The sequence below is a fragment of the Sporosarcina jiandibaonis genome, from assembly GCF_013184495.1.
GTDB classification, from domain to species: domain Bacteria; phylum Bacillota; class Bacilli; order Bacillales_A; family Planococcaceae; genus Sporosarcina; species Sporosarcina jiandibaonis.
Genome location: NZ_JAAOIY010000001.1, coordinates 246,622 through 273,574 on the forward strand (window position 1 = coordinate 246,622; position 26,953 = coordinate 273,574).

The 26,953-nt window shown below is 38.7% G+C and carries 32 protein-coding genes; 15 read left to right on the top strand and 17 right to left on the bottom strand.

What is annotated here, in order from left to right; translation table 11 throughout:
* Positions 1 to 33 precede the first annotated feature (33 nt).
* The 5 genes from G8782_RS01175 to G8782_RS01195 all read right to left on the bottom strand — a co-directional run bounded on the left by G8782_RS01175 (position 34) and on the right by G8782_RS01195 (position 3,588).
* Positions 34 to 255 carry a hypothetical protein gene (locus G8782_RS01175; protein ID WP_172369083.1) on the bottom strand — a complete coding sequence of 74 codons (222 nt, stop codon included), beginning with the start codon at positions 253 to 255 and terminating at the stop codon, positions 34 to 36.
* Between the two features lie 433 nt (positions 256 to 688).
* Positions 689 to 991, bottom strand: a complete 303-nt coding sequence (locus tag G8782_RS01180) for a YunC family protein (protein WP_425505473.1) — start codon at positions 989 to 991, stop codon at positions 689 to 691.
* A gap of 362 nt (positions 992 to 1,353) precedes the next feature.
* Positions 1,354 to 2,172 (bottom strand): MetQ/NlpA family ABC transporter substrate-binding protein, encoded by an 819-nt coding sequence (locus tag G8782_RS01185; RefSeq protein ID WP_172369085.1) that lies wholly within the window; start codon positions 2,170 to 2,172, stop codon positions 1,354 to 1,356.
* A gap of 17 nt (positions 2,173 to 2,189) precedes the next feature.
* Positions 2,190 to 2,852, bottom strand: coding sequence for a methionine ABC transporter permease (locus G8782_RS01190; RefSeq protein WP_172369086.1), 663 nt, complete (start codon positions 2,850 to 2,852; stop codon positions 2,190 to 2,192).
* Positions 2,845 to 3,588 carry a methionine ABC transporter ATP-binding protein gene (locus tag G8782_RS01195; RefSeq protein ID WP_172369087.1) on the bottom strand — a complete coding sequence of 248 codons (744 nt, stop codon included), beginning with the start codon at positions 3,586 to 3,588 and terminating at the stop codon, positions 2,845 to 2,847. Before G8782_RS01195 ends, G8782_RS01190 begins: the two co-directional genes overlap by 8 nt.
* A 243-nt stretch (positions 3,589 to 3,831) precedes the next feature.
* Between G8782_RS01195 and cyoE the strand changes: the two genes are divergently transcribed.
* From cyoE to G8782_RS01220, 5 genes are all read left to right on the top strand, one after another.
* The gene (cyoE, locus tag G8782_RS01200) at positions 3,832 to 4,776 is read left to right on the top strand and encodes a heme o synthase (protein WP_172369088.1); all 945 of its coding nucleotides are present in this window, start codon (positions 3,832 to 3,834) and stop codon (positions 4,774 to 4,776) included.
* A 232-nt stretch (positions 4,777 to 5,008) separates the two neighbouring features.
* Positions 5,009 to 5,245, top strand: coding sequence for a DUF2249 domain-containing protein (locus G8782_RS01205; RefSeq protein WP_172369089.1), 237 nt, complete (start codon positions 5,009 to 5,011; stop codon positions 5,243 to 5,245).
* 51 nt (positions 5,246 to 5,296) lie between these two features.
* Positions 5,297 to 5,599 carry a hypothetical protein gene (locus tag G8782_RS01210; protein WP_246231514.1) on the top strand — a complete coding sequence of 101 codons (303 nt, stop codon included), beginning with the start codon at positions 5,297 to 5,299 and terminating at the stop codon, positions 5,597 to 5,599.
* 111 nt (positions 5,600 to 5,710) lie between these two features.
* Entirely contained in the window at positions 5,711 to 7,531 is a 1,821-nt protein-coding gene (locus G8782_RS01215) for a LysM peptidoglycan-binding domain-containing protein (RefSeq protein ID WP_172369090.1), read from the top strand.
* A 133-nt stretch (positions 7,532 to 7,664) separates the two neighbouring features.
* Positions 7,665 to 8,684 (top strand): S66 family peptidase, encoded by a 1,020-nt coding sequence (locus G8782_RS01220; protein WP_172369091.1) that lies wholly within the window; start codon positions 7,665 to 7,667, stop codon positions 8,682 to 8,684.
* A gap of 47 nt (positions 8,685 to 8,731) precedes the next feature.
* Here the strand turns inward: G8782_RS01220 and G8782_RS01225 are convergent, their stop codons facing one another.
* From G8782_RS01225 to G8782_RS01240, 4 genes are all read right to left on the bottom strand, one after another.
* On the bottom strand, positions 8,732 to 10,228 hold the full coding sequence (locus G8782_RS01225; protein WP_172369092.1) for a catalase: 1,497 nt from the start codon (positions 10,226 to 10,228) through the stop codon (positions 8,732 to 8,734).
* Between the two features lie 107 nt (positions 10,229 to 10,335).
* The gene (locus tag G8782_RS01230; protein WP_172369093.1) at positions 10,336 to 11,112 is read right to left on the bottom strand and encodes an NRDE family protein; all 777 of its coding nucleotides are present in this window, start codon (positions 11,110 to 11,112) and stop codon (positions 10,336 to 10,338) included.
* Positions 11,113 to 11,132: 20 nt separating this feature from the next.
* Positions 11,133 to 11,765 (bottom strand): glycerol-3-phosphate acyltransferase, encoded by a 633-nt coding sequence (locus tag G8782_RS01235; protein ID WP_172369094.1) that lies wholly within the window; start codon positions 11,763 to 11,765, stop codon positions 11,133 to 11,135.
* A gap of 133 nt (positions 11,766 to 11,898) precedes the next feature.
* On the bottom strand, positions 11,899 to 12,645 hold the full coding sequence (locus G8782_RS01240; RefSeq protein ID WP_172369095.1) for an arylamine N-acetyltransferase family protein: 747 nt from the start codon (positions 12,643 to 12,645) through the stop codon (positions 11,899 to 11,901).
* A gap of 183 nt (positions 12,646 to 12,828) precedes the next feature.
* Here G8782_RS01240 and G8782_RS01245 point away from each other — a divergent pair, with 183 nt between their 5' ends.
* Both G8782_RS01245 and G8782_RS01250 read left to right on the top strand, forming a co-directional pair.
* Complete coding sequence (locus G8782_RS01245) at positions 12,829 to 13,248, top strand: DUF948 domain-containing protein (protein WP_172369096.1); 420 nt, start codon at positions 12,829 to 12,831, stop codon at positions 13,246 to 13,248.
* A gap of 26 nt (positions 13,249 to 13,274) precedes the next feature.
* Positions 13,275 to 13,811, top strand: coding sequence for a DUF948 domain-containing protein (locus G8782_RS01250; RefSeq protein WP_172369097.1), 537 nt, complete (start codon positions 13,275 to 13,277; stop codon positions 13,809 to 13,811).
* A gap of 51 nt (positions 13,812 to 13,862) precedes the next feature.
* On the opposite strand, the gene G8782_RS01255 is transcribed toward G8782_RS01250, so the two are convergent.
* Together G8782_RS01255 and G8782_RS01260 are read right to left on the bottom strand one after the other, a co-directional pair.
* On the bottom strand, positions 13,863 to 14,279 hold the full coding sequence (locus G8782_RS01255) for a DUF948 domain-containing protein (protein ID WP_172369098.1): 417 nt from the start codon (positions 14,277 to 14,279) through the stop codon (positions 13,863 to 13,865).
* Between the two features lie 2 nt (positions 14,280 to 14,281).
* Complete coding sequence (locus G8782_RS01260; RefSeq protein ID WP_172369099.1) at positions 14,282 to 14,704, bottom strand: DUF948 domain-containing protein; 423 nt, start codon at positions 14,702 to 14,704, stop codon at positions 14,282 to 14,284.
* Between the two features lie 256 nt (positions 14,705 to 14,960).
* Between G8782_RS01260 and G8782_RS01265 the strand changes: the two genes are divergently transcribed.
* Positions 14,961 to 15,203 carry a hypothetical protein gene (locus G8782_RS01265; RefSeq protein WP_172369100.1) on the top strand — a complete coding sequence of 81 codons (243 nt, stop codon included), beginning with the start codon at positions 14,961 to 14,963 and terminating at the stop codon, positions 15,201 to 15,203.
* Positions 15,204 to 15,286: 83 nt separating this feature from the next.
* Here G8782_RS01265 and G8782_RS01270 read toward each other — a convergent pair whose 3' ends face one another.
* From G8782_RS01270 to G8782_RS01295, 6 genes are all read right to left on the bottom strand, one after another.
* Positions 15,287 to 15,517, bottom strand: coding sequence for a PepSY domain-containing protein (locus tag G8782_RS01270; RefSeq protein WP_172369101.1), 231 nt, complete (start codon positions 15,515 to 15,517; stop codon positions 15,287 to 15,289).
* 111 nt (positions 15,518 to 15,628) lie between these two features.
* Complete coding sequence (locus G8782_RS01275; RefSeq protein ID WP_172369102.1) at positions 15,629 to 17,119, bottom strand: oligopeptide:H+ symporter; 1,491 nt, start codon at positions 17,117 to 17,119, stop codon at positions 15,629 to 15,631.
* 274 nt (positions 17,120 to 17,393) lie between these two features.
* A complete protein-coding gene (locus tag G8782_RS01280; protein ID WP_246231515.1) occupies positions 17,394 to 18,248 on the bottom strand; it encodes an ABC transporter permease in 855 nt (284 codons plus the stop codon).
* Positions 18,229 to 19,158: an ABC transporter ATP-binding protein gene (locus tag G8782_RS01285; protein ID WP_172369103.1), complete on the bottom strand. Its 930-nt coding sequence runs from the start codon at positions 19,156 to 19,158 to the stop codon at positions 18,229 to 18,231. The genes G8782_RS01280 and G8782_RS01285 overlap by 20 nt, the downstream gene beginning before the upstream one ends.
* Positions 19,151 to 19,570, bottom strand: a complete 420-nt coding sequence (locus G8782_RS01290; protein ID WP_172369104.1) for a hypothetical protein — start codon at positions 19,568 to 19,570, stop codon at positions 19,151 to 19,153. Before G8782_RS01290 ends, G8782_RS01285 begins: the two co-directional genes overlap by 8 nt.
* Positions 19,571 to 19,582: 12 nt before the next feature.
* Positions 19,583 to 20,026, bottom strand: coding sequence for a LytTR family DNA-binding domain-containing protein (locus G8782_RS01295; protein WP_172369105.1), 444 nt, complete (start codon positions 20,024 to 20,026; stop codon positions 19,583 to 19,585).
* 235 nt (positions 20,027 to 20,261) lie between these two features.
* Here G8782_RS01295 and G8782_RS01300 point away from each other — a divergent pair, with 235 nt between their 5' ends.
* From G8782_RS01300 to G8782_RS01330, 7 genes are all read left to right on the top strand, one after another.
* Positions 20,262 to 22,142 (top strand): ABC-F family ATP-binding cassette domain-containing protein, encoded by a 1,881-nt coding sequence (locus G8782_RS01300; protein ID WP_172369106.1) that lies wholly within the window; start codon positions 20,262 to 20,264, stop codon positions 22,140 to 22,142.
* A gap of 22 nt (positions 22,143 to 22,164) precedes the next feature.
* Positions 22,165 to 22,425: a NifU N-terminal domain-containing protein gene (locus tag G8782_RS01305; protein WP_172369107.1), complete on the top strand. Its 261-nt coding sequence runs from the start codon at positions 22,165 to 22,167 to the stop codon at positions 22,423 to 22,425.
* Between the two features lie 13 nt (positions 22,426 to 22,438).
* On the top strand, positions 22,439 to 23,569 hold the full coding sequence (locus G8782_RS01310; RefSeq protein ID WP_172369108.1) for a conserved virulence factor C family protein: 1,131 nt from the start codon (positions 22,439 to 22,441) through the stop codon (positions 23,567 to 23,569).
* Between the two features lie 192 nt (positions 23,570 to 23,761).
* Positions 23,762 to 24,457: an N-acetylmuramoyl-L-alanine amidase family protein gene (locus G8782_RS01315; RefSeq protein WP_172369109.1), complete on the top strand. Its 696-nt coding sequence runs from the start codon at positions 23,762 to 23,764 to the stop codon at positions 24,455 to 24,457.
* A gap of 113 nt (positions 24,458 to 24,570) precedes the next feature.
* Positions 24,571 to 25,497: an N-acetylmuramoyl-L-alanine amidase gene (locus tag G8782_RS01320; protein ID WP_172369110.1), complete on the top strand. Its 927-nt coding sequence runs from the start codon at positions 24,571 to 24,573 to the stop codon at positions 25,495 to 25,497.
* A 91-nt stretch (positions 25,498 to 25,588) separates the two neighbouring features.
* Positions 25,589 to 26,026, top strand: a complete 438-nt coding sequence (locus G8782_RS01325) for a BrxA/BrxB family bacilliredoxin (RefSeq protein WP_216667738.1) — start codon at positions 25,589 to 25,591, stop codon at positions 26,024 to 26,026.
* Complete coding sequence (locus G8782_RS01330) at positions 26,023 to 26,805, top strand: class I SAM-dependent methyltransferase (protein WP_172369111.1); 783 nt, start codon at positions 26,023 to 26,025, stop codon at positions 26,803 to 26,805. Before G8782_RS01325 ends, G8782_RS01330 begins: the two co-directional genes overlap by 4 nt.
* Positions 26,806 to 26,953 lie beyond the last annotated feature (148 nt).

The window sequence follows — 26,953 nt, forward strand, 5'->3', positions numbered from 1 at the left end:
AAAAAAGCTATTCCAAGTCAAACAAGTCACATTCTAGAATTTGTGAAAAAGCTTAGCTAACCCTCTAAATATTATTGCTGCTGCAAAGAGTAGAACAACAATAACAACGAGAATGATCCCGATTAACACTAATGTAGAAGGATTACCGGGTAGTAGTAGATTCGGTACAAAAACCAAGAGGCCTAAAATAGCATATGCCGCTAGGATGCAAAAAAAGTAAATAGACGCATTTCCTTTACTGTAGTTGTCAGGCAATTCAAACACCTCCTTTATACTCAATATATGTACAACCCCTTTTTTGAGTGTCAGGGCATTAGGGCAAATGGGTTTTCTGAGCTATTCATTAAATTACCAGTGAAGAAAAGCCAGCTCGAGGCTCTTAGAGAGAGCATCAAGCTGGCATATTATAGTTTTTACTGTTGTTTTTTAAAACAGGAATAGGGAATTGTGGTTAAGGGATTAAAATATCTAGCTTATAATGGAATTGTCATAACTGAAGATGAGGATTTTTAAGTTGAGGCGTTCAATAAGGTTAATGCGGATGAAAACGCATCCTATGTTCTCATTGCCGTAGCGCTCAAAACTGTGGGCGGTCCGATTGAAACGATGATGACGGAAACAGAGTAAATTAAAAGAAATACCAAGCTGCTTTTCCTTGCATTCAGAAAAGAAGCTTGGCATTTTAATTTTATTTCACCATTTTTAAAAGTGCTTCTCTTCCAATCATTCCTTTACTTATTCCCAGATTTTCAGCCTCATAGGTGACCGATTCAAGTGGTGCGTCAAGAAGTTGATCAATTGTTTTTACCCCGACAGCACGACCGGCAATCACTTTTCGATCAGCTAATTTTTCATTTAAGAGAGCAACATCTAGAGCCCCGCACATAATATATCCATTGTCATTTGTTACAACGAGCAAGTTAGTTTTCGGCAAAACAACCGAAATGGCTAGAAATACTTGACCTTCAATAGTCACAGGTTGTAAACTCATCAAATTTCATCACTCCTTTTCCATACACAATATGTGAGGGAAAGAGGTATCGTGATAAAAGAAAGTACTTAAACAATTCATTATTAGAGGATTCGCTTTTTAAAGGACCCGTTGATTTCCATTCCGGGCGGACGCTTCCAATCATCTGCTTCCACTAAATAAAGAGAGTTAATTAGTGCCTCGCCTAGGCATAGGCGCCAAAGCTGAAAGGGGGAAAGTGAACTTTCACAATAGGGATTTGCACTTTATGCCTTTAGGGACTCTACCAACTATTTTCTATAAACAAAAAAGCACAGAAGGAAAATTTCATGAATTCCTCCTGTACTTAATCTATTTTATGAAGCTAATATTCAATAGTTACTTTAAAATGCTGGGAATGCGATGTCTGAGAAGTTTTCTTCTAAAAATGCTCGCACTTCAGGGCCTGATAGATGTTTTGCTAATTTTTTGATTGCTTCTGAATCTTTATTATCCTCGCGGGCAACTAGTGAAATCGGAAAAGCTGATTCGCCTTCGTCAATTAGCGAATCATTCACTGGTGTCAATCCGAGTGGTTCTGCATATGCAGGGAGCATCGTCACCAGGTCGACATCATCGATTGATCTTGCTAGCATTAACAGGTCAACTTCGACGAAATTAAGGTTTTTTGGATTTTCAACGATGTCTTTAACTCTTGCTTCAAGCCCGACGCCCTCTTTTAATTTAATTAATCCGCCTTTTTCAATCAATTGCAAGGAACGAGCCATATTCGAGGAATCATTCGGAATGGCAACTTTCGCACCGTCCGGCAAATCGTCTACACTGTCGTATTTATTTGAATAGGCACCTAAAATCGCATGATAAACGTGCTGGATAACGACTAAATTTGAATCGTTTGCTTCATTGAATTGTTCCATATAAGGAGGGTGCTGGAAAAAGTTTGCATCGACTTCTTTATTTGCTAAAGCGCTATTCGGCTGTACATTATCAGATAGAACAACAATTTTCATGTCAATGCCGTCCTCTTTAAGTAATGGTTTTGCGATTTCCAACATATCGGTCATTGGCGGAATAAGGGATGCAACACGAATTTTCGTTTCTTTTTTCGTTTGGTCAGTTGAATTTTCCTTTGTTTCCTTAGCTGTTCCGCAGGCAGCAAGCGCGAGAACAGCCGCGAATAGAATTGCTATTAATTTTTTCATCAATTAAAATCTCCTTTTTACGATCTTTTATCTAGTTTTTTTGATAATTTGGTACCGGTAATTTGAATAGCTTGAACGAGAATGATCATGATTATGATCGTAAAAGTCATGAGTTCGGTTTCAAAACGTTGATAACCGTAGCGAATCGCAAAGTCGCCGACTCCGCCGCCGCCGACTATCCCCATAACAGTGGAATATGAAATAAAACTAATTGTTGCTGTTGTTAATCCGAAAATGAGACCGGATCTAGCCTCAACGTAAAGGAATTTAAAAATCACTTGCGCTTTGGAAGCACCCATAGAAATCGCTGCTTCGATAATACCTTTAGGAACATCCAGCAGTGATTGTTCAACCAGCCGCGCGTAATAAGCAATAGAAATAATGGACAACGGAACCGTTGCAGCCATTGTTCCAATCGCCGTTCCGATAATATAACGAGTAAATGGAATTAAAAATACGACAAGCAGCAAAAATGGAAATGAACGTACGATATTCACGAATGTATCTAAGATAGAAAATAATATTTTATTTTCATATAAGTTTCCTTGTCTGCTTAGATAAAGATATGTACCTAAAGGTAATCCAACTAGGATAGCAGCCAGAATAGAAATCCCGACCATTACAAAAGTTTGTCCGATGGATAACCAAATTTCTGATTGATACTCAATGATTTTATCCATTCGATTTTGCCACCGCAATTCTCTTTAAATCTTCTATGTAATGATCTTCAGCATCATTTAGGCCTTGCGGTTCGATTTCAAAACTATCGACAAGCTGTCCGTCTTTCATGATTGAAACATGTTTGCAAATGCTTTTCACAACATCCATCTCGTGTGTGACAATGACGATAGTAACGCCCAATGTTTCATTAATATGACGTAAAACTTGCAAAACTTCAGTTGTTGTTTTCGGATCAAGCGAAGATGTTGGTTCATCGCATAATAGAACTGCGGGATTATTTGCCAATGCTCTTGCAATCGCGACGCGTTGTTTTTGTCCGCCGCTCAGTTGGGCAGGGTAGGCATCTTTCTTGTCGTAAATACCTACAAAACGAAGACATTCCTCGATGCGTTTTGCTCGTTCCTTTTTTTGCATTCCAACCAATTCAAGTGGCATTTCAACATTTTCAGCGACTGTTCGATTTAGAATCAACTGAAATTGTTGGAAAATCATACCGATATTCTGTCTTGCTTTTCGTAATTCTTTGTCGGAAAGACTTGTTAGTAACTGTTCTCCTACTCGAACGGTTCCATTATCGGGTCTCTCCAATAAATTCATCATCCTTATTAACGTTGATTTCCCAGCACCGCTCGTTCCGACAATGCCATGGATTTCACCTTTATCGATTGTTAAGGATAAGGGATATACTGCTTTCACATTTTCGAATGTTTTCTCGACATTCTCGAGTACAATCATGTAAGGGACCCCTCCTTTTCTCCACAGATTACTATATCATGAATAGCAATTAGGTGGAATAAATAAATTCCAGAAACTTAAACAATGAATCCTCATTAGGCACTAGTGAGAATTCAGAACCTTTCGCTTATCATGAAATATGACATATTCATTGTTTTACTACGAAAGGGGTAGTAAAATTAAATACTATATGAAGTTATGAACGTTTTGATGATCAATCGTTGATTTAAGGAGAGACACTGGATGGAAAAAGTTGAAATTACAACAATGCAAAACTTTAAAACTAAAGATCTAAGAAAAGAAAATAAAATCTCTATGATTTTTCTTGATTTAATCTCTTTGTTTAAAGGTCTTGTATTAGTAACGAATATACTTCCTGTATTAACAGGCTTTTGTTTGGCATTGTATTTTACGAATGCTTCTTTTGGCGAACACTGGCAGTTGTTTTTAATTACAATCATCGGAAGTACATTGGTTGTTGCTGGCGCGCTTACACTTAATAACTGGTATGAGGTCGATCTTGACAGGGAGATGGCTAGAACCCAAAAAAGACCGACCGTTACGGGAAACTTTTCAATGAAGACTGTTCTCTTAATTGGCATTATACTATCGGCAGTCGGTTTTTTTATTTTGTTTTTCACGACGTTTGAAGCGCTTGTTTATGCATTTATCGGCTGGGTTACATATGTTGTTTTTTATACTTTTTGGTCTAAGAGAAAATACACATTAAATACAGCTATAGGCAGTATTTCGGGAGCCGTCACTCCATTAATTGGTTGGGCTGCTATTGCACCTAGTTATCATATCGTTCCAATCGTTTTAGCTCTTCTTTTGTTCATTTGGCAGATTCCACATACTTTTGCTATCGGAATTAGACGATGTGATGAATATAAGGCTGCAGGTGTTGCGATGTTGCCCGTAGTTCGCGGCTTCGCCATTACAAAAAGACAAATTGCGGTTTATGTTGCTTGTTTACTTCCGCTGCCATTCTTATTACCGGCCCTTGGTATTACTTTTATCATTATCGCAACAGTTTTAAACATGATTTTTTTAGGGTTAAGCATTGCTGGATTTTACACTAATAACGATGTCAAATGGGCTCGCGTAATTTTTCTTTATTCCGTAAATTATTTAACAATCATTTTCTTCATGATGATATTTATTGCTCTTCCGGTTTTCAGTAGATAAGTTGCTGCCTCTATGTAGCGAAATTAACAAATCATTTATACACTATATCTGGATAGCTAAATATATACTTTCATCTATAAAAAGGTCAGAATTTCACCCCGCATTTACAGCAACATTTGTAAATGCGGGTTTTTATATTAGAATTACTATAATGTGACTAGAATCACAGCATTAATTACGAATCAAGCTTATACTTTGAATTAGGTAAGAACAATAAAAGGAGGAAAAAACGATGACAAACTATACTTCAGTAATTAAGGTGACAGAGTATCCGCCGCATCTAAAGCACAAAACTATCTTCGAAACATACGAAAATCTACAACCGACCGAATCAATGTTAATCGTTAATGATCATGATCCGATTCCGCTCAGGTTCCAATTAGAATCAATGCATGAAGGAAAATACGATTGGGACTATATTGAGCGAGGACCGACTACATTTCAAGTGAAAATCACAAAACTGAAATAAAGAAGGGGTGTTGACAATGGCGAAAGTCAACATAATCGATGAAAAAAAACTGTGAATATCGAGTTGACTCTAGAAGATGCGGTATCTATGGTCCAAAAAGCTACTAAAAACATTGAAAAATATGCAAGAGAAATCATTATAATTTATGAGCAGATGCCAAAATTCAATTATATCTATTACTGTTTCTATGCCTTTGATAACAGTGCCAAGTTATTTGAAACGATGCTGGAAATCGATCCGAAAAATTATAACTCCTTTTCATTAAATGCGCCAGATGCTTTTTTTCACTGTCTATACGGTGGAATGGCAAGTCTATATCTAGATGCACAAGAATATCTCTTGCAAACTGTTTAAACTAGAACTAGCTCACACTTCATTTCTATTTAGTATCGAACTTTTTTGCCCATGGACGAATAACCTAGCTATGGGTAGAATACTGTTCATAAATAGAAGGGAAGTGTTTTTTTGCAGTATTTTCATACCGTCCGTCACAAGGAGACATTGAAAGACATCGCAAAACGATGGCAAGTGCCCGTCACTTCTATAATAGCCTCAAATAACTTAAAGGCCCCCCATACAATATCTGTTGGTGAGCAATTATCCATTCCCGCCGGTGTTAAAGAATACCATGTGCGAACCGGCGATTCTGTTTACCGTATCGCGCAATTATATGGGTTGCCGATTTCTATAATAGTCGAAGCCAACAAGTTAACCCCACCGTACCTGCTATATGAAAACCAAGTACTTAAGATTCCGCCGGGTGTACCTTTTTATGTGGTCGAAGAAGGGGATTCATTGGATAAAATCGCTCGACGTTATAATGTTTTAACGGGAAAAAGAAGTGATATTGATGCTATTCAAAAACTGAATAAGTTGCAGAACACTACAATTTCTCCGGGCATGAAATTGAACATTCCATACGTTCCACCTGGTAATTCAGGTTTTATTGCTTATACTTCTAACCGCGGGGGGCAATTTGATATTTGGACATATAATCTTCGGAATGGGGAAAATAACCAATTGACGAGTGGTCTGGGCGATTTATTTTCAATCCCGATTTGGTCCCCGGATAGTAGCAGAATAGCATTTGTAGGGAAGAATAGAATAATTTATGTTATTTATGTAACATCCGGTTCAATTGGTGCCATTGATCAGTTAACCGATGGCGAGGATTTCGGTTTAGATTGGTCACCAGATAGTGTCCATTTAGCTTATGTTGCTCGAGGAAACATTCAAGTGTATAATACGACATTGCATGAAGGGACGATAGTTGAACAACCAGGCGCATCAGAAGTTAGCTGGTTTCCAAGTGGGGAGGAATTATTGTTTCAAGCGTTGGATGCTTCGGGAGTAAGTCAACTATACAAGTCTGGACTAATCGGAACTGCAAAAGAACAAATTACGCATAACGAAAATGGTCTATTGCAAAATGTTCAATTATCACCGGATGGTTCTTTCGTTTTATACACCACGCCAGGCGCAAGTATTTCTATAATACACACGATTGACTTGGCGACTGGGCAAGTGTATGAAATAAAAGGAGGGCCGCAGTCAAAAAACTATTATCCCGACTGGTCGCCGGATTCTTTAAATATTGCCTATAGTGCAACTGACTTCGCGAATAATTCATATTTCTCGCAAATAAGAACCGTAAATCGAAAAGGATCCAACGATCAAATTTGGGCCATCTCAAATTGCTTCTCGACTCCGGTTACCTGGTCACCGGACGGATCAAAATTGGCTTATTTATCGGGTTGTTCTGAAACAGAATTCGCAAAAGAGATGTGGATGATTGACTTGACACATCCTGCGCCAATTAAGCTCCTTGACGGGTTTACAATAACGTCATTGAATTGGTCTCCGAAACCGGTTTTAGATTTAGCTAAAAAAGATTATACAAATGAGGCATTTGATGTTAATTTTCAATATCCTGCAGATTGGGAAAAAGTGAATGATGTAAGATATGTCGGAGACGACGGTTTCTTTCAAATATCAGCGATTTATGGTTCTGAGAATATTGATGAAATATGCCATGATGAAGCCTTCCAAAAGCTAAAGCCATATGGATCGACTCCTAAAATCATACCATCCGAAAATCAATACATCGAAGCTTGCACGATATTACCATCCTCCGATCAACCAAGAGAAATGAATGAGCAGGCGGCTTATATTGTAAAGTATCCAGAACCAATAGAACTCGATGGTAATTTGTATAATTATATTATTTTGTGGGCAGATAAAAACCATATTGATGCCATCTCTTCGACACTATTATTTTTACCTTGATACATTTTATAATGGAAAACAGATGAGTAATGCGCCAATAAACTGTTTTCCATTTTCTTTTTGGGGGAATTAGTTTCCTAGTATGGTAAGATTTAGATGAATGTAAAATTGATAGTAGAAGGGAAGTGTGTGCATGATTCAATATCCAAGTCCTTTAGTAAAAGGGCAGACAATAGGCGTTACCGCTATGTCATCTGGTGTTGACAGTGAACTTCATCATCTTTTAAGGAAAGCGGCACATCAATTTGAACAAAGAGGATATTCCGTGGAACTGGGAGACACCGCTTGGTCGAATGAAAAACTTACATCTGCATCACCAGAAATTCGAGTTTTAGAATTTACCGAAATGATGATGGATGATGAAGTAGGTGCAATAATTCCACCTTGGGGCGGCGAATTACTTTCCGAAACACTTCCACTTCTCGAATTTGAAGAACTACAACCGAAGTGGATCGTTGGTTACTCAGATACTAGCACGCTTCTTTTGCCAATTACCTTATTAACCGGCATTGCTACTGTTCATGGGACAAATTTCGTCGACTTGAGAAGCGATGAATGGGACCCAGTCACTGCCAAATTTATAGATTTCTTATCCGCCGCAAAAGGGGATACTATTACGCAATATTCATCTGAAAAGTACCAAACTGAGTGGCAACATTTTGCTCCTCCCGAGCCATACGTTTTTAAATTAGACGCACCAACTAAATGGAAAACGATCGGGGATAATCCTATTCAAGTAGAAGGCAGAATTTTGTCCGGTTGCATCGATACGATTCGACACCTTATTGGAACGCCTTTCGGAGATATTCATTCTTTTCGAGATAATTTCATACCGAACGAGAAAGTCATTTGGGTACTCGAAAATTGTGACATGGATGCTCCTGATTTTTATCGTTCACTTTTACAATTTTATCACGCCGGATGGTTTGATCATGCTTCAGGAATTGTATTTGGTCGAACTGATGCGGGAGATGCAAAAGAGGACTTTACTTATATCGAAGCCTTAGAAAGAATTTCAAAAATAGCAGATGTACCTGTCATTTATGACGCAGATATTGGACATGTTCCACCGCAAATGACATTTGTCAATGGTGCTTTTGCCGAGCTTAATGTGGCAGATGGAAAAGCGGTTTTAACAACGAAATTAATTTGATATATATGAAAAAGAGTAGCGATCAAAATCGCTACTCTTTTTATTCATTATTTTGGTTCGAATGATGCAGCTGCTGCAGCTTCGACTTCATTCCATGGAATGCCAAGTGCCTCTGCTACGCCTTCACCATATGCAGGATCCGCTTTATAGCAGTGTGAAATGTGTCGGAGCTGTATATGTTTATCGACACCGCTCATATTAGCCGCCGTGTTTAAAAATAGTTCTTGTTTTTGCTCATCGTTCATCAAGTTAAATAATTTACCTGGTTGTTCAAAGTAGTTATCATCATCTTCTCTGAAGTCCCAACGATCCGCAGCTCCATGAATATCAAGAGCAGGCTCTTTATATTGCGGTTGCTCTTGCCATTCGCCGTAGCTGTTCGGTTCATAATGCAAAGTACTTCCCAAGTTTCCGTCAACTCTCATCGCACCGTCGCGGTGGAAGCTATGCACCGGGCATCTAGGTTGGTTAATCGGGATTTGATGATGATTAACGCCCAAACGATAACGCTGCGCATCGCCGTATGAGAATAGGCGACCTTGCAACATTTTGTCTGGGGAGAAGCTAATTCCCGGAACAACGTTTGCCGGCGTAACTGCAAGTTGTTCTACTTCCGCAAAATAGTTATCAGGGTTTCGATTCAGTTCAAATTCGCCTACTTCAATAAGCGGGAAATCTTTTTTATACCATACTTTTGTTAAATCAAATGGATTGTAGGGCATGTTGGCTGCTTCTTCTTCCGTCATCACTTGGATGTACATTTTCCATTTTGGGAAATCACCGTTTTCGATAGATTCATAAAGGTCGCGTTGATGACTTTCACGGTCGATGCCGATAAGCTCGACAGCATCTTTGTCAGTTAGATTTTCGATTCCTTGTTGCGTACGGAAGTGAAATTTAACCCAAACACGTTCGTTTTCTGCGTTAATCATACTGAATGTATGACTTCCGAATCCATGCATATGTCGATATGATTTTGGAATGCCGCGATCACTCATTACAATTGTTACTTGGTGAAGTGCTTCAGGTAATGAAGTCCAGAAATCCCAGTTATTATTCGCACTTCTCATATTTGTGCGCGGATCACGTTTAACAGCATGGTTTAAGTCAGGGAATTGTAGAGGATCCCGGAAAAAGAATACAGGAGTATTATTTCCTACAACATCCCAGTTGCCTTGTTCTGTATAAAATCTAAGTGAAAATCCGCGAATATCACGTTCAGCGTCAGCCGCGCCGCGTTCGCCGGCAACTGTCGAGAAACGAGCGAAGATATCTGTTTTCTTGCCTACTTCCGAAAAAATTTTTGCGCTAGTATATTTAGTGATATCGTGGGTGACTGTGAACGTTCCATGAGCACCAGAACCTTTCGCGTGCATACGGCGCTCTGGGATAACCTCTCGATCAAAATGAGCCATCTTTTCTAGAAACCATACATCTTGGAGCAGCATAGGCCCTCTTGGACCCGCAGTCATTGAGTTCTGGTTGTCAACAACCGGAGCACCGGCAGCCGTAGTGAATTTTTTCTGATTTTCTTTATTACTCATTCAGTCTCACTCCCTAGATTATAATGTTACTTACATAATAAAGATAACAAATAAGAAAGGACTGTACCAATAAAAAGATTGGAAAATATCAATATTATCTGTATTCTTTAAATATTTTGTTGCGTGATTTGAAAAGAGTAGTTGTTTTCGAACTTAAAAAGCCCTAATTCATAAGTTCGTTCAATGAAAGTTACGTTATTATCATTATCGATTAGTAAGACCGTAGAGCAGCGAGTGCCGTAATTGGGTGTTCGAATGAAGATAGGGGACAATTGTCGTTCCAGTTCTAAGTCGATGCCCGTTTTTGGTAAGACTGCATCTTCAGCCAGTTCCGCATTCATTAAAATATAAAAGAGTTCATCTGTATCTAGTACTCTATTGTTCATGACATATTCATGTAACATCATTTTTCCTTTTATTACTTTGGGCCAAGGAGTATTGAGAAAGTGGTTACTTATACCATGCGTACCTTTTGGTATTTCAATTATTTGTTCGTTGATATTATTGTAATAATACAGTTGCTCAGCGTTTCCAATCATAATGTTGAATCCATTATAATAATCCTTTTTTTCGTTTAGCTCATTAATGAAGTCTAACGGGGAAGTATCCTTGACTAAAAAGTTCTTAATAATCTCGCCGCGCGACTCTTTAACTACGCCAAATTGAGCGGGATCGCGATAATTTGTTAAAGCTGCAACTCGACCGCTCTTTGTAATGCCTAACCATGTACCCATTTGTATTAAATCGCGACCCGCTAACAGATTGGGTTCGTCTTCCCAAAAATGTGCAGGACGAGTAGGACGCTCATAAAATTCATCGCGATTGGCCGTGACAATCAATTTGTAGTTTGGATGATCTTGGAGATGGAAGTTAATCAAACACATTGTCATGATTCTCCTAGTTATTATTTCTGCCTTTTTTTAAAAACAGCCGAGATTCGACTTTCATCGCCTTTCTTCATTCGTTGTATATTCTCAAAATGTTTAAGAATTGCAATTACGAATAAAACGAAGGTGATAACAGGGGACCATATTCCAGATGAAAACCCTATCGCAAAAATAAATAATGAAATATAAAGCATTAGTACACCGAATACGAGATAATCTGTTACTAGAGCGACGACAACGAATACTATAAAAGCGAGTAATCCAAATAGCCAATCAATCCCGAATAAGATTCCAATTACAGTCGCAGTTCCTTTTCCTCCAGTAAATTTCATATAGAAGGGGAATGTATGACCAATAACGACCGCAGCTCCCGCGGCAAAGATAATAAGTGCACTATTTTCATCCGATAGGTTTGTTTGAACTGCAAACATACTAGCGAGAACGACTGCTAGTACGCCTTTTCCAATATCAACTGCCGCTACTAGTGCGCCAAACTTTTTTCCGAGTACAATTGTTGCATTCGATGCGCCGAAATTTTTAACGCCTTCTGTTTTTAGATTAACTCCAGAAATAATCTGCGCAATGCGGGCTCCATGCAAACATCCTAGTAAATACCCCCCACATAGAACAACAGTGAGCCAAACCCACATTACTTTTCCCCCTCAATTACGATTCACCTATAGTTTACCAGAAAAAATTCATTCTTAGTAGAACATTTTGAAGTTTTAAAAGTGAATAAAACGTAAAAAAACGCTAGACAGCATATTCTAGCGTTTATCGTAATTATAATTGGATTGCAAATGATTCTTTTAAGGTTTGCAGTTTTTCAGATTCCGTCAGATTCACTTTGTTCCGTAGATCATTTTCGATTATCGTTAAAGTTTGATCTGTCAATGTAACTCTTCCGTTTGTCGTCGCTATTGTAACGATGTCATGGTGAGTAAAAGAAGAATCTTTTGAGACTTGGTTAAATACGCACCCCTCATGGAAGTCAAGCAGATTTTTAGGTTCAGTGTTAAATCTATATAATGTTCTCTTCTCGTTGCGCGTATCATAGACCAAATCAAATAATCGATCATTAAACTTGGTAATTGAATACATTGCGCTAACATCCATTTTTTTATCACCGTTAAGTGGGACTGGCAGTCGGGGACAGGCTGCGCCGAATCCAACATCAACTAAATAAGCTTCATCAAGATGAACGAGAATGGCTGCATGGGTATCGGGTTTTGCCCATTTTCCTGTTTGCCGTAAAACAGTAGCGGAAACGAGATGCGCATCATATCCCAATTCGCATAATAATGCGTGGAATAAACCGTTCACTTCATAACAAAACCCGCCGCGATGTTGCATCACAATTTTTTCGTAAATCGTTTTCAGATTTAAATAGATTGGTATATTTCGAATCACGTCTAGATTTTCGAATGGAATATGCTCTAAATGTAGATTTTGAAGTTGTTCTAAATTTTGAAGTGAGACTTCTTTAAAGGAATGCGCATGAAATCTTTTTAAATACAGTTCACTGTCCATTATTATCACCTCTGATTTATTATATCGTATATAAATGTAAGATGAAAATAACGTTTGATACGTTTCATTTTTGCATGAGAAGGCAATTGTAATACTAACACCTATATATTTGCTCAATTACAAGGATAACTTTACAATGATTACATTGGAATATAAGGGTTATCTGAAAGGATGTTGTATATTATGCTTGTTAATATAGGCGTGTTTCTGATTGCAATTGCATTTCTCCTCGTTGCAATTTATGTTGCAAAACTTCTGCTCCGAACATCTGCGATTATTTCAACACTCGGTTCAACAGTCTCAGATGTTGAAGGAAAATTAGATAAAATGATTACCGAAATGGAAGCAACAATTGTCGAAATGAATTCGACGGCAATAGATGTTGAACATAAACTTGCTTCAACGAATGGATTGTTTATGGCGATAAAAGATATCGGGGATACAACTTCGACTGTTAGCGGGGTATCGGAATCTTGGACTGACCAGTATGTAACAGATGAATCCTTAGCCGGCACTAGGCCGTTCATTCGCGCAATTCAATTTGGAGAGTTTAGTTTTGAACTCGTTCGCTCTTGGAAAAAAGGGAAGCAAGCATCATTATAACGACAAACTTGAAATGAGGGATTTGAATGGATTTAGTTGGAATCGGTGTATTATTGATCGGAATTTCTTTTTTAATATTAGCCATCTACTTTGTACGCATATTGAATAATCTGGCCAGTGTTATTAACGGTGTCGATAAGACAGTTGAACAACTTCCAAATCAACTTGACAAAATATTTAACGAAAGCGGTAATTTACTTCAGAATAGCAACGAAACATTAGCTGACGTTAACGAGAAGCTAGAAACGCTAACACCTTATTTTCAGATTGTAGGAGATGTAGGCGAATCAACGCGCACATTGTCCTCGTCAATCGTAGATGCCACGAAATCAGCGAAAAGGAAAATGGACAAGATAGATCCAGCGACCCAAAACAAACGATTAGGCGGGGTATACGGCACTGCTGCTCTTGGTTATTATCTGTTTCAAAGAAGAAATGATTTAAAGCGGGAGATTGCTCCAAAATCCCTGCGGAAATTATATGATGCAGGTGAAAGAAAAGCATTGGAAATCGAACAAATAAAAGTTCAATCCAGATTAGAGAACACAAAAAATAACGTGTAGTAGGATCACCATCCTCTACACGTTATTTTTATGTTTTTGTAATTGTTTCTTTTAAGATTTTCTTTTTTGTGACAAATAATAAATCATTGATAGTAATCCGAATAAACCTTCATATTGTTTGCTATTGGAAAATTCAACAGCCTCGGATGTTCTTTGTTTTAATGCAATTGCTTTTTGTAGAGTGCTGTCTGTGAACTTTTGTGAAGCTTCACCGACATCTCCAACAATTTCAAAGATTGGTCTTAATTCTTTAACTTGATCATTAACATTTTCAATTGTTTTGTTTCCTTCTTGCAGAACGGTTGTAGTTTGTTCGGTTATCTTAACGAAAGACTCTGGTAACTTTTCTGTCGTCAATTTCAAATTTTCCAGTACATCGGTCAGTTTTTTGATCGGTTTTATGAGAAATAGCACAAGGAACGCGAATGCTATACCAATAAGAAGTACACCAATTTCCAACAAGACCATCGTTATCGCCTCTTTTCTTTTTCGCGTTTAAATCCATAATACATGCGTGCTGCTACTTCCGTTATTGCAGTCGTTTGTTGCATTAGTTCTGAATACTTTTTTGGAGGATTTGCAACCTTGTCCGAAATTTGTTTAAACGATTGGTCCATATGATTTGCGGTTTTACTAAAATCTTTTGCCGACTTCGATAAGCTATCAAAGTTTTGCATTTTGAGTTCTGCATCTTGTGCGATATGGTTGGTCTTTTCGAGTAGTTGTTCTGACTGTTTAGTAATTCCGCCAATTTTATTTTCTACTCGTTTTAATGTTTCAGAAACTTCACCCATCGTTTTCTTAGCGCTTTTCAAAGTAATAACAACAAAAATTGCGATTAATAATAGAGAAAGAGCCGCGATAAGAGCACTTGCGTACAATAAAAAATCCATTAAGCACACCTCCATGATAATTCAAGTATACACATTTCCATCATATCTATAAAGTTCCACTCAATGCCGATAATTAAACATGAATTATGGATATGGAAAACGGGCGAAACTTGTCAACTTGAATATAATAATACGAGGGATATTATCTTCGATTGAAACGAGGGAAGAGAGATTCATGGCAGCAGTTCCAATGAATAAATTACATTAATTGACGAAAAGATTGAATTTTTTATATAAAACAGGAAGGGAAGGTCTTGTGCAAATTTACGATGTCGCTCTTATTCCGCTAATTATCGGATTAGTTCAGGTGCTGAAGTATTTTGGTTTTAGGAAAAAGTGGTTTTTACCGCTTGCATCGTTGCTATTCGGCGTGTTAGCCGGTGTGATTTATGTTCATCCGCATGATGTCAAAGAGGGCATTCTGATTGGAGTGCTCATGGGCTTGTCCGCAAGCGGAATGTATTCAGGCGGAAAAGCGGTAATGGAAAAAGAGGAATAACTTCAAAGATATTCTTTGTGAAATAATATAAGAGGTCAGTCAGGAGGCAATTTTCCCATGAAAAACTGACCTGTTTGCATTTATTAATCCCGTCTTAATTTAGTGATTCGACCTGTCTGAGCGTCAATTTCCATTTCGTACTCGATACCTTGTCGGGTAGTAATTTCTACATCATATACGAGTCGGCCATTTTCAGTATCCAATTCTATTTTCGTGATTTCGCCAAGTATTTGTGACCTAGCGATACTCATGGCATCCTCAATAGAAATTCTGCTATAACGATTGTATGGCTGATTCCAGTAATTGTTCGTCATACAATTCCCCTTTCGGTTTTTTACATTCTTTTTAGTCTATTCAAGTAGGTTTTTTTTGTTCATTTCCATACAAAAAAACAGCTATCCATAATGGAATAGCTGTTTTTGAATTTAACGCACGCCTTTCATGTAACGCTGGATCAATGGCGAAATAAAGAATAACAACACACTTAGTGCGATTGCAATTCCGCCGATAATCCCAAAATATAACATTTCAGTTTCTGGCGAATAGAATTTTACAAGTTGCGCGTTTAAACCTTGCGCAGCAGCGTTTGATAAAAACCATAGACTCATAGTCTGGGCAGAGAAAGCAGCCGGTGCAAGTTTCGTTGTTGCAGACAATCCGACAGGTGACAAGCATAATTCACCTAACACAACCATGAAGATGCTTAGAATGAGCCAGATTGGACTAACGAGTGCTTCAGATCCACCTAAATAACCAGGCAGCAAGATTACGATAAATGATAAACCAGCAAACAGAAGACCTAACGAGAACTTCTGCGGAATTGAAGGTTGTCTATCACCAAGTCTTACCCATAACCATGCAAAAAATGGCGCTAGCGTAATAATGAATAGCGGGTTAAACGATTGGAACCAAGCAGGGGACATTTTGAATCCCAAGAAGTTAAGGTTCGTTCGTGTGTCAGCATAAAGCGCAAGAATTGTAGAACCTTGCTCCGCAATTGCCCAAAACATGACAGATGCCATGAAGAGCGGAATGAATGCGATTATTCTAGAACGTTCAACGTCATTCGTTTTAGGACTTCTATACATAACAACAAAATAAGCTGTTGGTATTAAAAATCCGAGAATTCCGACAATTCCTATGAAGGAGTTGAAAGTTAACCAACCTAGGGGGATTGATATTGCAATTAGAGCCGCAAGAATAATTGCTGAAATAGCAAATGTGGTATATACTTTTTTCTTCTCATCCGGCGCCAAAGGATTTGCAACTTGTGTTCCAGCTAATCCTAGATTCTTTTTCTTAGTCATGACAAACATAATTAGACCCAAAAACATACCTAATGCTGCAACACCGAAACCGAGGTGGAAACTCGTTTTCATTAAACTACCGACGATAAGTGGTGCTAGGAAACCACCCATATTGATACCCATATAAAAAATGCTGAATCCTGCATCGCGGCGGTTGTCAGTTTCAGAATAGATGTCTCCGACAACACTAGAGACGTTCGGTTTTAATAGACCTGTTCCAATTACGATCAGTATCATCGAGATGAAAAACATCGTAAGATTACCGGGAATTGCAAGTACTAAATGGCCGAACATAATAAAAATACCGCCGTAGAATACAGCTTTCGATGTACCAAATATCCGGTCAGCAAGCCAACCTCCGATAATTCCGGACATGTAAACGAGTGAACCGTATATAGACATGATTGACAAAGCAACCGTTTTATCTAATCCAAGTCCGCCATTAGAGACTTCATAGTACATGTAGAAAACGAGGATAGCCCTCATCCCGTAATAAGAGAAGCGCTCCCAGAACTCAGTAAAGAATAATGTAAATAAACCTTTCGGGTGTCCAAAAAATCCTTTTTGGGGGACACTGTCGACAATTTCTTGTTTCGTTAACTTAGACACGATAAACCTCCTCATATTATTATTTATTAATAATACATCTAATAGTTTTCAAATGTCAAAATTAAATTTCACCTTTAATCAATGTCTATCAATACTGATTATTAAAGGTTTTGAGTTAATTTCTGTGTTTTTGAATAAAAGGAAAATAGTATTTTGAAATAATTAAATAGTCTAATATGAGTGAAATTAAAGTTTGTCCTATCTATTCAGAAGCGGACTCATTTATTCGTCAGAAAGAAGCAGGGACCCGAATCGTCAGGCACCTGCTTTACTATTATCTTTTTCGGCTCAGTACTAGAAGTGAAAGTGTGAAAAATAGAATCGTCGTGCCGATCAGATAAAAAACACTAAATAGTTTAGTCGCTTTTACACCATTAATTTTATAATTAACGCCCATGTCGAAAAGGAATGTTTCTTTCAGTGCAATAGGTGCATTCGAAAATGCATCCATAATTGAAATCTCCATTAAGATTTGCCGAAACAAGGCGGCCGAATGGGAGACCGGAAAAAACTTCACGATAGTTTGCAGATAGTCAGGCAACGTGCCAATCGGAATATAAATTCCCGCTAAAAATCCGAGAAGCGTACCTATAATGGTACTCGCTGCAGCAAACGCATTTGATGTTTTAATGAAGGAGACGGCTAGAAGAACCATTGAACCGCTTGAAACGACTGATAATAGAATTACACCTCCAATCATTATTGTTTTATCGAACGAAAGCAGAGCCTCACCGGACAATAATAGATAAATCTCCGCAACAATGAATGTAAACGTGCACATGGTAAAACCAATAAATAATGCGCTTGATATATAGCCTCCAACTAACTTGACCCGTGAAATAGGAGAGGCATAAAAATCCAGAACTCGATTATTTGCTCGATCCTCGACTAAAATTCCGAGAGAAGCTAAAGTGGTGGTCATTGAGGTAACAGCCAAAACCCCAGCGATAAACCATGATGTAATCAACGGCTTTTTTGAAGAGAAATCAGGAAGTCCTTTCGCTGTTAAATCTCCTAGAAACAGAACGTATAAAGCGATAAGAATGAATACCGCAAGGAGGGAGAAGAAAACAGCCGATTTATCACGGAAATACAATATAATATTTCTTTTAGTGAAGGCAATCATCATTTTCCGCATCCTTTCCGTTTATGGCAATGAATACATCATCCAAACTGGATTTTCTCACTTCGAAAGAAGAAATGGATTCAGCATATTTCGCTAATAACGGGATTGCAGACTTTGTTTCTTTAAGTGGAAGATAAAAGATGGATTTCTCTTCTTTAAATTCAATTTTTTCTGAAGCAAGAACTTTCCTCATCACTACGTCATCACTTGGTGTCAGTAGTAAACTATCAGATGCGTAATTATTTTTTAAGTCATCAGGGGTTCCTTTTGCTACGATTTCTCCGTTTTTCATCACAACTACGTAATCAGAGTTAGCCGCCTCTTCAATATAATGCGTCGTAAGAAAAACGGTCATTTTTGTTTCCTTTTGAAGTTGCAAGACCGTATTCCAAATGTTTTTTCTACTTTGGGCATCAAGTCCGGTTGTCGGTTCATCCATTATTAATATCGATGGGCCATGAATGAGTGCACGAGCGATATCTGTTCTTCTCCTTTCGCCGCCTGACAACTTTCCATAAGGACGTTTCAGGAAAGACTTTAAGTCAGTCAAAGCTGTTACTCGCTCGATTGCATTATTTTTATCAATTTTCGTCATGCCATAAAACGATCCTCGAATTTTCAAGTTTTCCTCGACCGTCAGTAAAGGATCTAGTATGCTGTCTTGGAAAACGACTCCGATTTCTCGACGAATTTTTTCGTCTTGTTTTCCGATCGTGTATCCTTTCACTTTTACTTCGCCTTTATTTTGTTTCAAAAGGGTTAATAATATCGAAATGGTCGTTGATTTTCCAGCCCCGTTTGTTCCTAAAAATGAGAATAGCGATCCCTCTTTCACGTAGAAACTGATATCTTTCACTGCATGCACTTTCCCAAATGACTTTGACAAGCCGGTCACTTCGATTATTTTATTCATTAACCCCCTCCATTTTACGTTTTTGTATAACCTTATTAATTCGGCTGGCACTCGCTTGTTCCCCTATGAAAATCACAATAATTACAACGATATATGTCAGTATTCCAATGACAACGACGAAGAAAGTGTAATAGGGGGTGAAAGGATATATAGTGAAAAACCTTCCGGCAAAAACTAGGACAAAGAGAACTGAAGTAAGCTCCAATAGACGTAAAAGGTATAAATTATCAAGAGGCGATAAGTGCACCAGATAAATCAAAACTATAATCGCGATTGAAATAACCAACATATTGACAACTATTTGTTCAGTCAGTGAAGGGAAAACATTGTGAAAACTAAAGAATAGATAAAAAATCGTGCTAAACGTGAATGAAATGCAACTTGCAGCGATGTACCGCATTAGCTCTTTCATGTTTGACCCTCCTCATGTTAGAAATTTTTCTTTGAAAGATTTGACATAATGCCGATTGACGATTACTTTTTCTTTGTTCATTAATGTAGCTTCGAATCTGCCGTTGAATAGAGCGCGAACACTTTCAATATAAGTCGTATTAGCTATTAGATTTTTGCTGATTCGGATGAAATTTGTTCCCTCTACTAATCTTTCAAACTCGTATAGCTTCAAATCACTTTCATAAATTTCTTTTTTGTCATAAAGAAATGATTTATTGTCGACAGATTCTATATAATACAAATCTTCGGCAATCAGAGAGTACGTTCGACCATCTTTTTTGCCGGTTATAACGATTTTATTTTCTTTGATTTTTTCGATCAAGCGTAAAAGCCTGTCGTCAAGTTTTGGACATTTGATTAAAATTTCGATTTTCTTATAATCCTCGCATTGGTCAATTTTGATATCGATGTTCATCACATCCTTTAAAGAAATAGTAGTACCGAATCAAGTTATCTGAATCGTACCACTCGCTGTAATTACAGACAATAGCACTTATAGTAAGTTGCATTTTTTCATAGCTAAGTTGCTTTTGCAGAAAAATGCTGTTAATAGACGAGACTATCGACATTATTAATCCGAAGTGTTTCAAAAACCATTGAAAATCAGCTATGATAGAGATATGTACAGTTTTAGAAACGGAAGTGAATAAATGAGCCAGTTAATCGTTGAGAACTTAACGAATACAGTGGGAGCAAAAACGCTATTTGATAATATTGCATTTACGATATCTAGCGGAGAAAAAGTGGGCCTCATTGGCATAAATGGAACAGGGAAATCTACGCTTCTATCGATTATTGCTGGGGTCGGCGATGCTGACTCGATTACCATGGACCATCCGAATAATTACCGAATTGCTTATTTGCCGCAAGAGCCTGAAGTCAATCCGGATATTTCGGTGATGGAAACGGTGTTTATGAGTGATGCGCCAATTATCCGCATGAACTTGGAATATGAACACGCACTGAATGCCTTGACTACAAATCCTGAATCCGCAGAAAATCAAGAACGATTTGCTGAAATTCAAAACGAAATGGATGCAATGTCCGGATGGGATTTAAACGCCAAGGCGAGAACGATTCTAACTAGACTCGGCATTGAGACATTCGATAAAAAAATGGGTGAACTTTCAGGCGGGCAACAAAAACGGGTAGCACTCGCAAAAGTACTTATTGAGCCAGCAGATTTACTTTTGCTTGACGAGCCGACAAACCATTTAGATGTCAACTCGATTACATGGCTGCAGGATTATTTGATAAATGAACAAGGCGCAGTTATTTTCGTTACGCACGACCGCTATTTTCTAGACGCGGTTTCCACGCACATTTACGAGCTCGCCGATGCCCAACTATATTCGCATACAGGGAGTTACGGCGACTATTTAGAATCGAAAGCATTGCGCGATGAAATGCAAGCTGCCACAGATGATAAGCTGCGCAATCGATACCGTTCTGAACTTAAGTGGATAAAACGGGGCGCAAGAGCTAGATCGACGAAACAAAAAGCTCGAATCGGCCGTTTTGAAGAACTTGCAGAACAAGTCAAGAAAGACAATACAAGCGATGAAATGGAAGTCGGATTAAAAACGACACGCTTAGGGAGAAAAGTAATCGAAGCAATCGGCGTTTCTAAATCATTTGGAAACAAAACGGTTATTGAGGACTTTTCATGTCTGCTTCAGTCTGGAGATCGAATCGCGGTTGTCGGACCGAACGGGGTCGGAAAAACGACATTGCTTAATTTGTTTTCAGAGGAGATCATGCCGGATGCCGGTGTAATCGAAAAAGGGTCTACGGTGAAAATCGCGCATTTCCATCAACATATACCGGCGATGGATGACAATAAACGAATTATCGAGTACATCCGTGAAACTTCAAATGATATTGAAGATGCAGACGGCAATCGCATATCAGCTTCCCAAATGCTTGAACGGTTTTTATTCCCGACTCGCGCTCACGGAACGCTCATCGGTAAATTGTCGGGCGGTGAACGTAAAAGACTTCATCTATTAAAACTACTGATGGAACAACCGAATATTCTTCTTTTAGACGAACCGACGAATGATTTAGATCTTGAAACGTTAGCGATTTTAGAAGATTTTATAGAAACATTTCCAGGAGTCGTCATAACAATTTCCCATGATCGCTTTTTCTTGGACCGAACGTCCAAAAAACTATGGGTGTTGGACGGCAGCGGGAAAGTGGATACCTGGCTAGGCATTTATTCTGATTATCTTGAATCGCATGTTGCTGTAGAAGAAGTGAAAGAAAAGCCGGCAATTGAAACGCCGAAAAGAGAACCACGCGAGAAAAAGAAGCGAATGTCTTATGCTGAAAGAAAAGATTGGGAAACAATTGAAGATGATATTGAAAAAATCGAATCAGATATCGAAGCTACAGAAACTGAAATGGAGTCTGCAGGATCCGATTACGATAAACTAAAAGAGCTGACCGAAATACTCGAGGAATTGAATGCGAAATATGAAAAATTATTCGAGCGATGGTCATATTTGCAAGAATTACAGGAAATATAACAATAAGTAGGGGGCAATTACAATGAACATTATTTCAATCGATAGAACACCAAATCCAAACTCGATGAGAGTGGTTTTCGACACTCAACTACCTGACGGGACTAGTCATAATTATAGAAAAAGCGATGCGGAGACAGCGTCCGAACCTGTAGCTTCATTATTAAAAGTGGACGGGATCAACGGGATTTACCACGTTATGAACTTCATGGCAATCGAAAAAGACCCTAGTATCGAATGGGAAGCGATTCTTGCCGAGGTTGAAGCGATCATTCCGAAAAAATAAGGAGGCCAGAAAATTGAAGATTGTTACGGTTGAACCGACACCCAGTCCTAATTCAATGAAAATAGTGCTAAATACGGAATTACCTGCAGGCACTAGCTTCGATTATAAAAAAAGAGATGCAAAAACAGCACCCTATCCAATGTCCGCTTTGCTAGCTATTAACGGAGTTCGCGGCATATACCATGTGATGAACTTTATGGCGGTAGAACGTGCAGGAAACGTTGCGTGGGAAGCTATTCTTTCTGATATTCAAAAGGTTATCAATGAAGAATCTAACGAAAATGAAACATCGGTAGAAGAAAAAGCGGATGACAGCTACGGCGAAGTGTATGTTCACGTGCAAACGTATAAAGATATACCTCTCCAAGTGAAAGTTTTCGATAGCGAATCTGAAGAGCGTTTCGGATTAAGCGAACGTTTCCTTAAAGCGATGGATGAAGTGCATGGTGCTGAAGTAGAGAATTACATTTTACTGAGAAAATGGGCAGACTACGGCATTCGTTACGGTGAAAAGTCTGAAATAGGGGAAAATGTTTTGCAAGAAGTCGAGGCTGCTTATCCAGACGAACGTTTAGAAGAAATTATCCGTCAATCTAAAGAAGGACAAGAAGACGTTATCCAACGCGGCAGAAAAGTCACCCTTGAGGAATTTAATGTTGATGAATGGGAAAAACGTTTCCAGTTGCTTGATCAAATGCCGGACCCGGATATGTCTGACGCACCGCTGCTCAACTTTGCACTTGATGATGAAAAAATGTCCATTCGCAGACTTGCTACAGTTTACCTGGGAATGATTGAAGATACAGCTGTCATTCCATATGTCGAAAAAGCATTAAGAGATAAAAGCTGGGCGGTAAGACGAACTGCGGGGGACTGCATGAGCGATCTTGGGTTTGAAGGCTTTGAAGATGCTGCGATTCGGCTTCTCAAAGATCGCAATAAACTTGTCCGTTGGCGTGCTGCTATGTTCCTCTATGAAACGGGTACTGATAAGGCGCTCCCGGCATTGAAAGAGGCGGAGAACGACCCTGAATTCGAAGTGAAACTTCAAATTCGGATGGCAATTGCGCGAATTGCCGAAGGAGAAGAAGCACAAGGCTCTGTTTGGAGACAAATGACAGAAGCTCGCTTAGGTTCTGAATAAAAATACTACAGAATATGCGAACCGTTATTTGATGATGAAACTTCATTTCAAATAACGGTTCTTTTCTATTTTCTAATCATTATTCCAGTGAAAACTGGCAAGTGCCTTTATCGCGATGAAAACTTTGAATAACATAGATATAAAAGTGATCGAAGGCATGTATGTTTTCATTCGCGAAAAAGGGGTTTTTTTATGGTTAAAATTGTGATCGACGCAGGCCTTGGCTTGAAAAGCACATCGGAAACTGATGATGATTGGAATTGTAATGATATGGTCGTTCGAACAGCGATCAAAAAATTAAAAACTTATAAAGGTGTTGAAGTATTACGTGTCGATGATCCATCCGGTAAGTCTATAGTTTCCTTGAAGGAACGCGCCAGGATGGCAAATGAATGGAATGCTGACGTATATGTATCGATTCATCATGGTGCAAATTTGAAAACGAAAGATATTACCGCCGCTTTTACACCCAGAATTGTGAAAGCTATGGGGGATAGGGAGGGGGGCTTAAAACAAACAAGTTTTCATGTGTTGCGTGACACTAAGTTTCCTGCAATTTTTACAGGTGCGGGATTTTCGAATTCAGTAGTTGACATAATAAAAATATGTAACCAAAATTATTTGAGATCGGAAGGGGAGGCGATCGCTGAAGGACTTGCCGCATATATAAATCTGCTGCCAAGCCATATGAAAAGTAAAGTTGATTCGCAAAAATTGACATCTAGAGAATTTGTTTCAGCAGCCACAACTATTTTGCGACATCTTGAATCAGATAGGAAAGGGATCATCCCGGAAAAATGGCTGAAAAATATTCAAGATGGCAGTCTTGCTGATTCTGATGCAATTGGTTTATTGTATGTAGTCCTCCATCGATGGTTAAGCAGTTAACCGTTTTTTGTGCCTGAACATAACATCTAGTCCACTATTCAGTGGTGGCATTCTATATATATTGTAAAGAGTACTTGAAAAAGGTACTCCAAATAATATAGGAGATGAGGAATTTGATAAAAATTGCAATTGATGCAGGTCATGGATTCAATACCCCCGGAAAGCGCGCTCCTTCGGGAGAACGTGAATGGTCATTTAATAATGAAGTCGCACTTTCTTCAATCGCCAAACTTAATGCATATCAAAATGTTCAACTCCTTCGATTAGATGACCCAACCGGAATGACCGATGTTCCGCTAAAGACGAGAACAGACCGAGCTAATGCGTGGAAAGCAGATGTTCTTATATCAATCCATCATAATGCTTATTTGGGTAAATGGGGCCCCCACGGAGGAATTGAAACATACACCTTGCCCGGAGCAAGTAAACAATCCCGCGATATTGCGGCTCTTGTTCACCCACTCGTGGTAAAAGCAATGGGGTTACGGGATCGGGGGAATAAAACGTTGAATTTGCACATGCTTCGCGAATCTAAAATGCCTGCGATTCTGGTAGAAGGTGGCTTCATGGATTCGATAACTGACATTAACGTACTACTCGATAAACAGAAATTAAAAAAACAAGGTGCAGCCATCGCGCAAGGACTCGCTGACTATTTTAACTTGAGACCAAAAAAAGGCGGTTCACCTCATCAGAAAGTTTATAAATATGGAGATATCGGTTCTGCAATAGGAACCTTACAGAAAGACTTTAACAGGCTCGGGTACAAGCTCATTGTCGATAATAGTTTCGGACCGGCCGTATTAGCAGCAGTTAAAGACTTTCAAAAAAAGCACGGACTGGCAATAGATGGTCATGTCGGTCCATCAACACAATCTAAAATGCTGGAATATCTTGGAGGTAAAGATGCGCTTTATCGAATTATCATAAATGGAAAACAGATTGGGACTTATCGAAACACTGTTAATATCACTGCTGAAATTGAAAAAGCAGTAAACAACGGCGAGAAAAAGATTGAAGTTCAAAAAGTGTACGCCTGAAAACGCATATAAATGAAAAAAATCTTATTACAAGGTAGAATGAAATATAGATTTTATTTACCAAATTAGAAAAACAAAGGGGGACATCAACATGAACGCTTACGATCAACATATGCAAAGTATTTATAGGCAGATGCGAGAAGACCTGGTACAAGTTGGTTTTAAAGAATTAACGACTTCAGAAGATGTTACAGAAACGATGGATAAACTCGAAGGGACAGCTCTTATTGTCATAAACTCAGTCTGCGGTTGTGCAGCGGGACAAGCTCGTCCAGCGGTCAAGGAAGCATTGAACGAAGTACAGTTCAAACCTGATCACTTATTCACGGTATTCGCTGGACAAGATAAAGAAGCTACCGAAAAGATGAGAGAATATTTTCCGGAAGTACCACCAAGTTCACCTTCAATCGCGCTTTGGAAAGATGGTGCACTCGCGTACTTCATTCCACGGGAGCAAATTGAGATTTCACAAATGGAGACGATTAAAACTCATCTAACCGAAGTGCTTGAACAATTCATCGCGCAATGAAAACCATCATAACGACAAATGGAAGACCGAATGAAAAATCATTTGCGAATGCTTCTTATGCGGTGAATCGATTAGGCTATGAATTTGTGGAAAGAGGCAAACGTTCAATAGGTCGCCTGCAAGAAGAGCATGGCAGCGCTGTGCTAGTCGCCAGTGCCAATCGATATGAATTATATCGGATCGGAATGGACAAACCGTTTTTCTTTCATCCGAATACAGCTGCATTTCGACTTAAACGTTTGTTAAAAGGTGAAATGGACCCCTTTCTAGGGGCCGCAGACTTGCATCCTGGCGATACTTTTCTTGACTGCACGCTCGGTTTGGCTTCAGATAGCATTATTGCATCTCACATCACAAAAGATGCCGGCAAAGTTCTCGGAGTTGAAGGGGATTCTGATATTGCTTTTATTACATCGGAAGGTTTAAGGACATATGCATCTGAATCTGAACAATTAACAACGGCTATGAAGCGCATTCATGTCATTTCGCAAGATGCAATTACTTTTTTACGTAACCAACCCGATAGAAGTTGGGATGTCGTCTATATTGACCCCATGTTTAGCACGCCGATTAATGAATCGTCTAATTTTACACCATTACGTCAAGTCGGTTGGCAAAGTAGTCTAACCGAGGAATGGATGGATCAAGCGAAACGGGTTTGTAAACGGCGAGTTGTCGTAAAGGATCATTTTAAGTCGGAAGTATTTGAGCGGTTTAAATTGAATCGACAAATTCGATTAAATACGAAGTTCCATTTTGGTTTCCTGCAAAAAGATTAAAAAAGGTCCCGCTATGCGATTGACTTTGCATAGCGGGACCTTTTTATTAGTGTGTGAAGTTCAGGGAGCTTAGGTAAAGCACTAACCCGAGCATTCCGATTCCCATAAGTAGCTCAACATTCATCAGTAAAAACCTCCTTCAAAAAAA

Excerpts from the sequence above, each read along its gene's own strand:
- G8782_RS01180 (WP_425505473.1), bottom strand. The coding sequence starts at position 991 with ATGAGTTTACAACCTGTGACTATTGAAGGTCAAGTATTTCTAGCCATT.
- G8782_RS01185 (WP_172369085.1), bottom strand. The coding sequence starts at position 2,172 with ATGAAAAAATTAATAGCAATTCTATTCGCGGCTGTTCTCGCGCTTGCT.
- G8782_RS01190 (WP_172369086.1), bottom strand. The coding sequence starts at position 2,852 with ATGGATAAAATCATTGAGTATCAATCAGAAATTTGGTTATCCATCGGA.
- G8782_RS01195 (WP_172369087.1), bottom strand. The coding sequence starts at position 3,588 with ATGATTGTACTCGAGAATGTCGAGAAAACATTCGAAAATGTGAAAGCA.
- cyoE (WP_172369088.1), top strand. The coding sequence starts at position 3,832 with ATGGAAAAAGTTGAAATTACAACAATGCAAAACTTTAAAACTAAAGAT.
- G8782_RS01205 (WP_172369089.1), top strand. The coding sequence starts at position 5,009 with ATGACAAACTATACTTCAGTAATTAAGGTGACAGAGTATCCGCCGCAT.
- G8782_RS01220 (WP_172369091.1), top strand. The coding sequence starts at position 7,665 with ATGATTCAATATCCAAGTCCTTTAGTAAAAGGGCAGACAATAGGCGTT.
- G8782_RS01225 (WP_172369092.1), bottom strand. The coding sequence starts at position 10,228 with ATGAGTAATAAAGAAAATCAGAAAAAATTCACTACGGCTGCCGGTGCT.
- G8782_RS01230 (WP_172369093.1), bottom strand. The coding sequence starts at position 11,112 with ATGTGTTTGATTAACTTCCATCTCCAAGATCATCCAAACTACAAATTG.
- G8782_RS01235 (WP_172369094.1), bottom strand. The coding sequence starts at position 11,765 with ATGTGGGTTTGGCTCACTGTTGTTCTATGTGGGGGGTATTTACTAGGA.
- G8782_RS01240 (WP_172369095.1), bottom strand. The coding sequence starts at position 12,645 with ATGGACAGTGAACTGTATTTAAAAAGATTTCATGCGCATTCCTTTAAA.
- G8782_RS01245 (WP_172369096.1), top strand. The coding sequence starts at position 12,829 with ATGCTTGTTAATATAGGCGTGTTTCTGATTGCAATTGCATTTCTCCTC.
- G8782_RS01250 (WP_172369097.1), top strand. The coding sequence starts at position 13,275 with ATGGATTTAGTTGGAATCGGTGTATTATTGATCGGAATTTCTTTTTTA.
- G8782_RS01255 (WP_172369098.1), bottom strand. The coding sequence starts at position 14,279 with ATGGTCTTGTTGGAAATTGGTGTACTTCTTATTGGTATAGCATTCGCG.
- G8782_RS01260 (WP_172369099.1), bottom strand. The coding sequence starts at position 14,704 with ATGGATTTTTTATTGTACGCAAGTGCTCTTATCGCGGCTCTTTCTCTA.
- G8782_RS01270 (WP_172369101.1), bottom strand. The coding sequence starts at position 15,517 with ATGACGAACAATTACTGGAATCAGCCATACAATCGTTATAGCAGAATT.
- G8782_RS01280 (WP_246231515.1), bottom strand. The coding sequence starts at position 18,248 with ATGATGATTGCCTTCACTAAAAGAAATATTATATTGTATTTCCGTGAT.
- G8782_RS01285 (WP_172369103.1), bottom strand. The coding sequence starts at position 19,158 with ATGAATAAAATAATCGAAGTGACCGGCTTGTCAAAGTCATTTGGGAAA.
- G8782_RS01290 (WP_172369104.1), bottom strand. The coding sequence starts at position 19,570 with ATGAAAGAGCTAATGCGGTACATCGCTGCAAGTTGCATTTCATTCACG.
- G8782_RS01295 (WP_172369105.1), bottom strand. The coding sequence starts at position 20,026 with ATGAACATCGATATCAAAATTGACCAATGCGAGGATTATAAGAAAATC.
- G8782_RS01300 (WP_172369106.1), top strand. The coding sequence starts at position 20,262 with ATGAGCCAGTTAATCGTTGAGAACTTAACGAATACAGTGGGAGCAAAA.
- G8782_RS01305 (WP_172369107.1), top strand. The coding sequence starts at position 22,165 with ATGAACATTATTTCAATCGATAGAACACCAAATCCAAACTCGATGAGA.
- G8782_RS01315 (WP_172369109.1), top strand. The coding sequence starts at position 23,762 with ATGGTTAAAATTGTGATCGACGCAGGCCTTGGCTTGAAAAGCACATCG.
- G8782_RS01325 (WP_216667738.1), top strand. The coding sequence starts at position 25,589 with ATGAACGCTTACGATCAACATATGCAAAGTATTTATAGGCAGATGCGA.
- G8782_RS01330 (WP_172369111.1), top strand. The coding sequence starts at position 26,023 with ATGAAAACCATCATAACGACAAATGGAAGACCGAATGAAAAATCATTT.